At 59.8% G+C, this 11701-nt stretch carries 9 protein-coding genes and 1 pseudogene; 3 read left to right on the top strand and 7 right to left on the bottom strand.

The annotated features are described in order from the left end of the window. Positions 1-112: 112 nt before the first annotated feature. Positions 113-1336 (top strand): annotated as a pseudogene (locus QJT78_RS44060) (integrase); the annotation flags it as partial. A gap of 366 nt (positions 1337-1702) precedes the next feature. Here the strand turns inward: QJT78_RS44060 and QJT78_RS44055 are convergent. The 3 genes from QJT78_RS44055 to QJT78_RS44045 all read right to left on the bottom strand — a co-directional run bounded on the left by QJT78_RS44055 (position 1703) and on the right by QJT78_RS44045 (position 3592). Continuing rightward, positions 1703-2521, bottom strand: a complete 819-nt coding sequence (locus QJT78_RS44055) for an alpha/beta fold hydrolase (RefSeq protein ID WP_193375994.1) — start codon at positions 2519-2521, stop codon at positions 1703-1705. A 249-nt stretch (positions 2522-2770) separates the two neighbouring features. After that, positions 2771-3253, bottom strand: a complete 483-nt coding sequence (locus QJT78_RS44050; protein WP_028152914.1) for a cupin domain-containing protein — start codon at positions 3251-3253, stop codon at positions 2771-2773. Positions 3254-3310: 57 nt separating this feature from the next. Further along, a complete protein-coding gene (locus QJT78_RS44045; protein WP_063629885.1) occupies positions 3311-3592 on the bottom strand; it encodes a hypothetical protein in 282 nt (93 codons plus the stop codon). Positions 3593-4516: 924 nt separating this feature from the next. On the opposite strand from QJT78_RS44045, the gene QJT78_RS44040 reads away from it, so the two are divergent. Further along, the gene (locus QJT78_RS44040) at positions 4517-8026 is read left to right on the top strand and encodes an AAA family ATPase (RefSeq protein ID WP_028152913.1); all 3510 of its coding nucleotides are present in this window, start codon (positions 4517-4519) and stop codon (positions 8024-8026) included. Between the two features lie 432 nt (positions 8027-8458). Here QJT78_RS44040 and QJT78_RS53330 read toward each other — a convergent pair whose 3' ends face one another. The 4 genes from QJT78_RS53330 to QJT78_RS44030 form a co-directional block, all read right to left on the bottom strand. Then, positions 8459-9019: a GMC family oxidoreductase gene (locus QJT78_RS53330; RefSeq protein WP_028152912.1), complete on the bottom strand. Its 561-nt coding sequence runs from the start codon at positions 9017-9019 to the stop codon at positions 8459-8461. A 7-nt stretch (positions 9020-9026) separates the two neighbouring features. Then, positions 9027-9593, bottom strand: coding sequence for a GMC family oxidoreductase N-terminal domain-containing protein (locus QJT78_RS53325; RefSeq protein ID WP_028152911.1), 567 nt, complete (start codon positions 9591-9593; stop codon positions 9027-9029). Continuing rightward, entirely contained in the window at positions 9508-10038 is a 531-nt protein-coding gene (locus tag QJT78_RS53320) for a GMC family oxidoreductase N-terminal domain-containing protein (RefSeq protein ID WP_309248386.1), read from the bottom strand. The genes QJT78_RS53325 and QJT78_RS53320 overlap by 86 nt, the downstream gene beginning before the upstream one ends. 259 nt (positions 10039-10297) lie before the next feature. Further along, complete coding sequence (locus tag QJT78_RS44030; protein WP_028152910.1) at positions 10298-11422, bottom strand: metallophosphoesterase; 1125 nt, start codon at positions 11420-11422, stop codon at positions 10298-10300. Between the two features lie 22 nt (positions 11423-11444). Between QJT78_RS44030 and QJT78_RS44025 the strand changes: the two genes are divergently transcribed. Then, the coding region (locus tag QJT78_RS44025; protein WP_281460626.1) for a hypothetical protein at positions 11445-11701 on the top strand (257 nt) is incomplete at its 3' end.

The raw sequence follows: 11701 nt of genomic DNA, 5'->3' as shown, positions 1-11701 counted from the left end.
CTCCGCAACCCCGACCAGCTCCGACGACCCGAGCGCTACCAGCAGAGCACGCCGATCAAAGGGGTCCCTTTTGGAGGCCGATAGGGGGTCCCAGTCAAACGCCGATTGACAATTCACTGTTCAAGGTGATCTTAGACAGCGAGGAAAGCGGGCCTCCTCCATCAGAGTATCGATTGGCGATGCCCGCGAGTTAACGACTAGGGCAGCCCGTGCGATTGCCAAGGAATATCTTGCTCAGATCAGCAAGGGACAGCACCCGAAAGCGAAGAACGGAAACTCCGAACAACGCGAGACCGATAGGAATAGTGCTGTAGGGGCCCCTACCCTGGTGCAGGCTTGGCAACGCTACCTGGAGGCCCACTTGATCCGAAAAGGCCGTAGCGAGAAAACGATAAGCGGGTATCGCGATCACGTTGAACGTCTCTTTTCGGAATGGCTGGACACCCCATTACTGTATCTCGCGAATGATCCCGCTCGCGTCGCCGAAAAGCATGATCAACTTAGCAAGGAGAACGGTCCCTACATGGCAAATGGCAGCATGCGGACACTGCGGGCCATCTACAATCATGCGCGGAAGACCAATCGATCGCTGCCGCGTGACAACCCCGCAGATGCTGTCGATTGGAATCAGGAAGAGCGCAGGAATACTGGTATGGGGACCGGCGATTTGAAAGGATGGTTTCTCGAACTGGTCAATCTAGAGAACCCAATCCGGCGCGAATTCCATCTTTTAGCATTGCTGTGTGGATCTAGACCCACCGCCTTGCAGCAGGCCAGACCCGAACACATCAATTTTCGACGGCGGACGCTCCACATCCCAAAGCCCAAAGGAGGCAGCAAGCGAGCGTTCGACATCCCGCTATCTCGGCAAATGATCCTGTGTCTCATTCGGGTGCTTCGCTTCGGCAGGCAAATGCAGCCGTCTCAGGCGCAAAAGTGGTTGTTCCCCGCTGAGAGCGCCTCCGGACACTTGGCGGAAACAAAGGAGGATCGAGAGGTCTTGTCAAAATGGGGCAATGACCTTCGTCAAACATTTCGGACGATTGCCACCGCTGCCGGCGTTTCCGAATTCGATGCTAAACTCCTCATGAACCATTCTATCCCTGGCGTGAACGCAGGCTATGTCACTCGGCACAAGCTGGTTGAAGACCACCTGCGCAGCCAACAGCAAGCTATCAGTACCGTCGTGTTTTCCGCACTTGGTGACTCGCTAAAGGAACATAAAGCTCTGATCAATTGGCTCGGTCCCGGGGCTAGCCGAAGAACCTTTACCCAAGTCCGATTGGAGCCAAACTCTCTGGGCGAGAGGCAAGAACGAATTCAGCAGGCAGCATGACTTCGAGCTGGCTGCCTGAGGAGTGTGGCAGTGTAACTCGGGAGACTGTTCTGGACGGTGTGCCGAGAGTTAGCAGCGGTTTCCAAACGCGCTGTGAATCGGCGCCCGGGGTCACGTCGCTTGAGGTACCGGCGATATCGATTCGAAGGAAAGTAAGAAAGCCTCGTTGGGGTGGGGTCACGATCGGCGCCGATCGAGACTCTACCCCAACGCAGAATCCACCAATTGCGCCGTCGCGACAAGGAATTGCCGCCGTTAGTTCAACAAACCGAGTTCGGCGCCGATTAACAGCACGGCCGGACCATCCCGTTGGCCGGCAAACGCCCTCCGGCGCGACGTCTGCACCTTACGTTATAAGGGATGTCATCACGCAGCCTGCAGTATCAAATCGCTCACGCGGTCTGGCGCGTCGAGCATGGCCATGTGCCCAACGTCCGGCAGTTCGAATGTAGCCCAAGACTTGTCGCTCTTGCAGTCTGCCAGTGCCTTGTCAAAGGGCGGCTGTGGAAATTTTGGGAGGCGGATGTATGTCTTCTTCGCCACCTTTTGGAGCGCCCCGGAAAGCTTGATCTGCTGGAGATAGGTGCCGACTGGATGCGGAGTCACCTTGGACTCCGCGAATGCCCGATCGCGTTCGGCAACGACAGCGGCCGGATACCTGGCCGATCCACGAACACCTACCTCGCCCTTGTCGACGGTCATTTGTATGCCTTTGCGGACCACCTCGAGCGCGACGTCGGCTACCCTTTGTCCGTCGGCCGGAATGTAGGCATCAAGCCACACAGCCGATGAGACGCGATCGCCGATGGTCTCGAGTGCGCCCGAGCCGACAAAGCCACCATAAGACCATGCCACGAGGCAGACGTCCTCGAGACTTTCCCATTTGATCAGGTTGACGACGTCGGCAATGTGGGTGTCCAGATTGACGTCCTTGCTCAGCAAATGCGAGCGATCGGCCAAACCCGTGAGTGACTGAGCGAACACTCTGTGGCCGCCCTGCTCGAGCCGGTCAGTGACCCGGCGCCATATCCAGCCACCGCAAAAAGCTCCGCTGACAAAGACGAAGGTCTTTCGCGCCGATTGCGCGCGAGCGGCACCGATCAGGCCGGGGGTCGCCGCTGCCATCAGACCTCCAGCTGAAGCGTTGCGAAGCAAGCTACGGCGGGTGACGTGAAGCTTTGACATAACACATATCTCCCTGTTTACGTGATCCACAACTCTTAGCTTTCGATTTCTAGAAATATTCGCAGGCATAGCGGTCGATGTTTCGGGGCATACCGCCTCTATCAAGGAGGAAAGCCGGGCGATGTCAGCTTCGCTTTGAACTGTCCCAACGAAGGCCACAGCGGCATGCCGTGAAGAAGTGGCTTGCCACCTCCGAAGTGGGCCGCACGGTTATCGTGCGCATCTTATGCTGGCTAATGTGGATGGCCCTTAGCGAGACCTGCGTGGATCATCCGCAGGGTTCAGATAGTTGATCCCTGTCGGTCCAACGCCGGTGATTTGAAAAATCACTTCCTCGTCCTTTGTTTCGGCGAACTGCCAAACGTTTTGCGGCACGTTCGAGAACGTACCGGGCGGAAACGGCGTGAGTTTAGTTTCATCGACCTTGTCGCCAATCGCCGAATAGTAGGTTCCGGAGATAATTGTCCGCACGCGCTCGTCCGGGTGGGAATGCACAGGCAATTTGTAGTGCGGAGGAAGCTTCACACGTATCGTGAACAAACCTGGCTTCCCGAGGTTGCCGTGCAGTATTGCGATTTGTGCCCCATTTGGCAGCGAAGGCAGCGGAACCCATTTCATGTCCTCGGTCGTTACGCGATCGTAGTCAGCCGATCGTTCTTGTGCTTTCGCGCCCGAAAGGCCGACGAGAACGAGCATGACAAGCAAACCAACCATAGCTTTGAGAGAAGGCATCGTCGGCTCCTGTGCAATACAAACTGAAATCCAGAGTTCTTATTCGAAGTCGCCCCCTCACAACCTAAGCGTATGTAATCGGGTGACGCCTCTAGAGGCGCGACATGCTCGTTCCGAGCGAACCGGCCGCCGCCTGATTTGTATCAAGCGAACAAGGTTAATCGGAAGAAGAACGATATGAAGGAGCAGCACCGGATGGATGTGCGCCAACGCCCCAAAACAAATGAAAAGGATGTTGCTCCCGATTGCCAACAGACGGAGACCGGACATCGTGGTCATGCAAAACGTTGCCAACACCGTGACTGATGCAGCGTAGCCGATCACGTCGATCCAGCTCATTCTCGCCTCCCGACGCGATCAGGTCCGCGATTCCCGCATGTCTGCGGCGCGCAGTCGACAAAGGATTTTGTGCCAATGCTCACCTTGTTAGCGGCTGAAGGACTGCCGAACGCGAGAACACTGCCGATGATAAGGAACGAGACGGTCAAGTAGAGGCACGAGACCGCAACGGACCAGCGAATGGCGAGTTTCCGATCTTCAGGGGATAATTCGGAGCTTAATGGGCGTCTCATTTCGAATCCTCCGGGATCGAAGTTTGTTCAGCTGGGGAACTGATTGGTGCCTTCGCCACCAAGCGCTGGCGGCAGGTGTTACGTGCGCTTGGCAGCCGTATTTGACCGAAAGGTCGTCGGATGGATGCGATGCCTCGGGGGGGCGCCTCGGCTAGAGGTTCGGCTGCCCGTAGCCTGCTGCGGCACCATGTGCACTCCATTGAGCAATAAGCCGGGGATGACGATGCCGCCGCCCGAAATAGGCGTACCTTTCATCGAAATAGAATGAAAAGAAAAAAGGTTCGCAGCCGCGGTTCGTCATGGCGCTTGAGAATCGGGAAGGGCCGAAGACCGGGCGCGCGCTGCGGTTCGATTAGCGACTTACTCGGCGTGTTTTCCACTTAAGACTTTCCTTTCTTAATTGGCTCAGTCGAGTGCCCAAACCGCGGCAAAAAGACCGGGACGGTGACTAGGCTGCGAGACCGCAGTTCGGCCGCTGCTGGACGAAATCTGAGTCCGGGCTTGCGGCGCATGCGCTCTGGCGTCAAAATCAAGGACTAAACCTACGGTCGAACACCTTGCCTCGGCGGAACTATGCTTACGCCTCTGCGGTTGGAAACGTCTTGGTTCGTTCGACTATGGTCTTGCCGGAGCTGGAAGTCGCAAAATCTCTTTGAAAAAGTTCGAAAATGACCATTAAACGGCACTAGGCATGGCGACGATCTATTCGTTTGGACCGTTCCGGCTGGACGGCGAGAGCGAAATCCTATTTCGCGGCAATGAACCGACGGCCCTCGGTGGACGGGCTGTAGCGTTGCTGCGGGTTCTGGTAGAGCGGGCTGGCATGCCCGTCTCCAAGGACACGCTAATACAGGCGGCTTGGCCTGGGCTGGTGGTCGAGGAAAGCAACCTGCCGGTGCAGATCGCGGCACTGCGCAAAGTGCTCGGCCAGGAGCCCGGCGGCGAGAGCTGGATCGAAACGCTGCCTCGTCGCGGCTATCGGTTCGTCGGGCGGGTTTCGATAAACGCGGCGAAAAATGGCCGCCTCGGGCAGCCGGCGCCGGCTTCTCTTGATGACGCCAAGCCCCCGGCGGTCGCGGATGCTCGCTCGCCAGGAGCTGCCCCCGAGCGCCGCCAGCTTTCGATCATGTCTTGCGAACTGATCACCGGCCGCCTCGAACTGGAAGACATGCGCGGGGCAGTCAGAGCCTATCGAGCCTCCGTCACTGAGGTGCTCCGCGCGTTCCACGGCAGTATCGCAAAACCCGTCGGCAACACCATCGTCGCCCATTTCGGACATCCCGTTGCGTACGAAGACGATGTCGAACAGGCTGTCCATGCCGGGCTTGCGCTGTGCGAGGCGGTCGAGGCACTCGATACCCCGGCGAAAGCTCCTTTGCGTTGCCGAGTCGGCATCGCCACCGGCGAGGTCATTGTCGACGAGACGTCTGACGGGATAATCGGGGAAGTCGCGGGCCTTGCGATCCGCCTGCAAATGTCGGTGCAGGATGGCGTCGTTGTCGACGAGATGACGCAGCGGCTGGTCGGAAGCCTGTTCGAATGCGAACACATGGTGGCAATCGACGCCGGCGCTGGCGCAAATGCGCAGGCCTGGCGCGTTTTACGGGCGAGTTCAGCCAGGCCGCGGTTCGAGTCCTTGCGCGGCGCGGAGCTCACGCCCTTTGTCGGCCGCGGCCGGGAACTTGACATGCTCGCTCATTGGCGAGACGAGACGGCGACGCGTCTGTGCGTGATCGACATTATGGGCGAGCCGGGGATCGGGAAGTCGCGGCTGCTGCACGAATACCGCAACAGGCTCATCGCGGATGGCGTGCTGGTCCTGTCGGGAAATTGCTGGCCGGACAGCCAGCAGACGTCGTTTCGGCCCTTCATTGAGGTCGTGCGGCGGGTATTTCGCGTCGAACCGGACGAGAATCCGGCGGACACTGCGCGTAAGCTCGAGACGGGGTTGACGTCGGTCGGCCTTGCGACGCCGGAGAACGTGGGTCTACTGGTGAATCTGCTTGGCCTCACGCCACCGCCCGGCAGTCTCGACGGGCTTGATGGCGTGCTGATCGGACTGCGCACCCGTGGCCTGCTGCTCGATCTGTTGCGTGAGCGTCGCCGCCTGTCCGCCATCGTCGTCCTGCTGGAGGATCTACACTGGATCGATCATGCCTCGCAGGAACTGCTCGGTCGCCTGATCGATGCCGCCGACGCGCCGCCGTTGTTGATTGTCAACACCTATCGCGTCGGCTATCAGCCGCCGTGGCTGGGTCACGCCAACACCACGGTGCTCCGCCTCGAACCGTTGTCGGAGGACGACACTGCCCGGATCGCCATGACGCGGCTTGGATCCGCCGCGGCGGATGCGGCGCTGGTGCGCCTGATCGTCGGCAAGGCCGAAGGCAATCCGTTGTTTGCGGAGGAAATCGCCAACTTCCTGATCGAACGAGGGCTGGACGAGGCTAGCGGGGCGAACAACGCGCCTCAAGGCTCCATGACGCCATTGCCTGCGAGTGTGCAGTCGTTGTTGATGGCGCGCGTCGACCGTCTCACGCCGGCCGACAAGGAGGTGTTGCAGGCCGCTTCCGTGATCGGCCGGCGGTTCAGCGCCAATGTCCTGGCCAGGGTAACTGAAATACCGGATATCGGCAATCGGCTTTCCGCGATGGAGGCGCTTGACCTCATTCACGCCGACCGCACGACCGGTGACCTCGTGTTCAAGCATGCTCTGGTTTGCGACGCGCTCTATTCCGGGCTTTTGAGCGCCCAGCGCGCGGCGCTGCATCTCAAGATCGCGCAGGAGATCGAGCGGCGTAACGCCGATCGCCTCATCGAGGTCGCTGAGACGCTCGCCTACCACTTCTCGCGGACCGATCAGACCGAGAAAAGTGTTGAATATTTGGCGCTGTCTGGCCGCAAGAGTCTGGGGGTGTATTCGCTGGACGAAGCCGAGCACTTCCTCAAGAGCGCCATCGCGCTTGCTCGCGCGCGAGACAAGACCCGTCTCGATGTACGCGTTGCGACGGCCATGATGGACCTCTCGAAGGTCTTGTATCTGCAATCCCGTACGCTGGAGACGATCGCGCTGGTCGAGCCGGAACTGGGAAGCCTCGAGACGCTCGGCGACATCGAACCGGTGGTGATCCTGCTCGACTTCTATGCTCTGGCGCTGTCGACACAGTGCCGCTTCCAGGAAGGACGGCGCGTCGAACATCGCGCGCACGAAATTGCTCAGCGGCTTGGCGACGAGCGCGTGCAGACCTACGTCCGGGCCAGCATTATGATTCTCTCGATCATGACGGAGCCGGAGCCTGCCAGTGACTTCAGTGGTATGGCCGAACAGGTCTACGACAAGGCGACCCTGCACGGTGACGTGTACATCATCGGCCGCACGATTATGATCATCGTCTGGAATTACGTTAATTTCGGATTGCTTCTCGAGGGCCGACGCTGGGCCGATCGGCTGATGGCTTTCGGGCGAGAGCGCCGGGATCCCCGTGCTCTCGGCATGGCTCTTTGGCTGCTGGGCTGGCTCGCCATCATCGCGCAGGAATATGAGGTGGCACTTGCTTATGGAGAGGAATGCCTTCGCGTTGCCTTGACGCCGCTGGACCGACAGTTTGGCGAGACGGTGGTGGGAAACAGTCAGCTACTGCTGGGCCGTGTGAGCGACGGAATCGAGACCATTCTTCGACATCGGCGCCAGGCTGAGCTCAATGGCTGGCGCCTCAGCGCGATGACGGGAGAAGTTGCGCTTGCACTCTCGATGTTGATGCGTGGCGAACTCGGAAAGGGGGTACGCTCACTTGAATCCGTGATCGAGCGAGCGGAAAACGAATACGGCTACCGAAGCTACGCAAACTGGGGACGCATCTATCTAGCAGAATTTTATATCGCCATGCTAACTGGGACCAAGAAGCCCTCGCTGCGGATTCTGCTACGTAATTTTCTCTTCCTTATGCGCGCCAAACCAATCGCTGCTGAGAAGGCAGATACACTGCTGCATCAGGCGATGGCTGACCCCTGGTTTAGCGAACGCGGAGTGACACGCGCTAGGATCGAATTCGGCCTTGGTCAGATCTGTGCGGCAACAGGTCGGAGCGATCTTGCCGGGGTTCATTTCGAAACCGCGCGCAAAATCGCAACTGCTCAAAACGCGTCGAACTGGCACACTAAGGTCGATGCGGCCACCGCCTCTTTTAGAAAAGGAGGATAAGGCATCAATATTCGGGGCGACCACAAGCTCGTTGCGATTTCATTGCGGCTGTCTGGCGCGAGAACGGTGAACATCGCCGCGATCGTCGGAGCCCAACAGTTCGTCTCGCTGGATCCACGCTTGCTTCCGCCTTAACGGGTCGGTATGGCTAGTCTCGCTACCTGGTCTGAAAGCCCATCGCACGATGCGCTGCGCCACCACAGCGTGATCGCGCGGCCGCCTCGCCCCTGAGCGGTTCCGACAGAGCAGTTGATTAAGATACGTATGATTTCGCAGCAAAATTAGTAGCCATTCCGACAATCGTGCCCTCAGATCTGCATTGATACTGCATTAGTTTTTCTCTTCGTCGGAATGGAGGGACGAAGGCGTCCAAGGTGCATTTCGCGGTTATTTCTGTCTTCAGATCGCTCCAAAGCTAGCACGGGGTTGCGGCTACCCAAACACCTCTCCTTTTTCGCCCTTCAACCGATCCGCCATGCGCTCGGCAATGGCGACGGTGGTCAAATGAGTGTTGGCGCGCGGGACCTCCGGCATGATCGAGGCATCGATCACGCGCAATCCCGTGCATCCGATCACCCGGCATTCGTGATCAACGACCGAGCGCGCATCGTCCGGCGCGCCCAGGCGGCAGGTGCCGCTCGCGTGTTGGGCGTCGCTACACTCGGCGAACAGCCAGTCATCCAACTCTGCGTCGGTGAACGGCTCGTCCATAGAGCGTCCGCTGACGCCATAATCGACTCGGGAAGCGATATTGGTCACCGCAGGCTGCAGACAGATATCACGCAGGCGGCGGACGCCATCGCGTAGGCGCACCAGATCGCGAGGCGCGGATAGCATGCGTTCCTCGACCGCCGGATCGACCTCGGGGTCGGTCGCAGTGATGCGGACGTGGCCTTGGCTGAAAGCCTGATAGACAGAAACGGCGATGCGTCCCAGCGTTACATCAGCCATCGATCGCGGCGAGCGGGCAAGATTACCGGCTATCATGATCATGTCATTGTCACCGGCGTCTGCGAGGCCGGAGGAGTAGCGCAGGCAGCAATTGGTGTGCCGGTGCATCAACGTGCTGACCTGACTGTCTTCGCAAATGCAGCAGTGCGTTTACGATCGGATGGTCCAGCAAATTCTCGCCCACCGGTAAGTCCGCGCGGATGGGGACACCGAGCCTCTCCAGCAAGGCGACGGGCCCGATGCCGGAGCGTTGCAGGATGGCCGGCGAATGGATGGCGCCGGCGCAGAGGATAACCTCATGCGTCGCGCGGGGCGTGTAGGACTGGCCGTTCACACGAACCAGGACGCCGCTGGCATGCGGCCGGTTACCTTCGAAGGTAATGGTGTCGACCAGGGCACGACCGACGATGTCGAGGTTCGCCCGATCACGCGCCGGCTCCAGATAGCCGTCATTGGTGGAGATCCGCAGCCCGCCCTCGCTGTTGATGGCATAGGGCGAAACGCCGGTGCCGGTCGGCGCGTTATGATCCTCACACCAGCCATAGCCGAGGGTGAGCGCGGACGAGCGTAGCGCCCGGTCGACGTTGCCCCAATCGGGGACCGGAGCTCGATACACGGGGATGACCGCGATCGCCGTGATAGGGTTCGTTAGGGAAATTCTTGTCCGTTTCGAGCTTGCAGAAATAGGGCGGCATCTCGTCCCATGACCAGCCGGTGCAGCCCGCGGCCGCCCAGCGGTCGATGTCGTCCGGAACGGCGCGGATCGCGATTTGGCCATTGATTGTCGAACTGCCGCCCATGGCGCGGCCACGCCAGAGCAGGAGTGGCTGCTGCCGCTCGGTGCGTCGCGCCAACAGCCTTGGCCAGCGGAAGTCGTCATCACCAATGGCGCGCATCGGGTTCGGGATGCGGATGTGTTCCGGCGTGGTCGCCGTGCGTAGATCTTGCCCCGCCTCGAGCAACAGCACACGATGCACTGGGTCTTCACTGAGGCGCGCGGCCAGCGTCGCTCCGGCGGACCCTCCGCCGATGATAATCGTGTCGTATTCCTGTTCAATCACGTCCGGTCACTTCCATTACGCGCACTTCTTAGGGGGACGGAGCGAAACCGCTTCGCCAGGCTCGGCTATCCGTCCATATTGCATGCCCATCATATGCGCAGTCCCGCCATGAGAAACCGAAACGCGGTCGCTTTCCAGGGGGTTCGTTGTCATCCCTCCAAATCGGGGACAATGCGATGCCCCAACCGGATTTTGGCCTCTGTTCGCTGTTGCGGGGCCCTCCTGAAGGCCGGCGCTGCCATCGCCGGTCGTCACGTGGTCAGTTGGCTCCCGCCTGACGCAAGGTGATCCGCGTCAACTCGGATGGACGCCCCAGCCGCATCGCGAAGCCTGGCCACAGCGCGGTGCCATTGTTCACGTAGAGTATCATCCCGCCGACATCGTAACGACCCGAGACGAAGCCGGCATTTGCGCGTGCGGCCAATCGATCGATCCCCCAAATCAGGCCCCCGTGCGTATGTCCGGAAAGTTGCAGAGCAACGCCTAGTTCGGCAGCATGCCGCGCGTCGCTCGGCTGGTGGTCAAGTAGGATGACAGGGGCGTCCTTGGGGATGCCTTGGAGGACCGCGTCAAGGTCGCGCACGGGATGCCCCCCGCGGCGCGACGCCCGGTCGGTGATTCCCGCGAGGACGACCTTGCCACCCTTGCGCTCGAGAACACTATGCGTGTTTTCGAGCGATAGCAGACCCAACATCGCGAAGTGCGCCATCCACCCGTTGTAGCCGAAGATGTATTCGTGATTACCCGAGATCACGTAGACGCCATCGGTCGCCTTCAAATCCCGCAACGGCTCGATGTCAGTGCGCCGCGCATCGAGCGTGCCGTCGATCAGATCTCCCGTGATCGCGATCAGGTCAGCCCCGAGCTTGTTCGATCGCTCGACGACGGCACGTGCCCACGAAGCGGGAAATAACCGGCTGATGTGAAGATCGGTCAGTTGCAAAATGGTGTAACCGTCGAATTCCCGCGGAAGTCCGCGGATACCGATTTCGATGTCTTTCAGCGGCGGAATCCGCATGGCCTGTTGGACGCCGACCGCGGCCGCGACGGCGGCCAACGCGGCCAGCCCGTAGCGAACTTCGTCGGGCGCGCTCACGACGCCACCATTGAAGAGGATTCCGAGCAGAAGTCCCACATCGAGCGCCAGTTGCAGCAACGCCAACAGGACGATGGCGCCGCCCCCCCAGTTGAAGAGGGCCACCACCGGACGTGGAAACTCGGGGGAAAATACGGAGCCCGACGAGAGCTTGCTCCAACGGTGAAACTGCAATGCGACCAACGCGAGCGCTGCCGCCACGATCTTGGCCCAGAGCGGCAAATCCAACGGCCATAAGAAACGGGTCAGGATCAGCAGATAGATCAGGCCGAATATGAGTTGAGGAATCGGTTCTCTCCGCAAGAGATCGGTGCCGCTTTCTTACACAAAGCCCGGCACGATCTCGACCCGAATCGGTCCAGTCCGGCTGCTTCTCAGCTACTTCAAAGACGCGATCTGCTGGCAACCTGCCTGGTTGAGGTTCACGAGATCAAGCGGTCGGCTGGCACCGGAGATACGCCGCCTCATTGCCGATTGGTTTCAGAAGAATGCTCTCTGCGAGAGCTGGCTGATGCACCTAAAGCACCATGACGTTCCGCCCCCTCAAGCGATCGAGGCAATGGAGCG

Source organism: Bradyrhizobium sp. Mp27 (genome assembly GCF_029953005.1).
GTDB lineage: Bacteria > Pseudomonadota > Alphaproteobacteria > Rhizobiales > Xanthobacteraceae > Bradyrhizobium > Bradyrhizobium barranii.
Note: the sequence above shows the minus strand (reverse complement) of the source record. Positions and strands in the feature narration are given on the sequence as shown.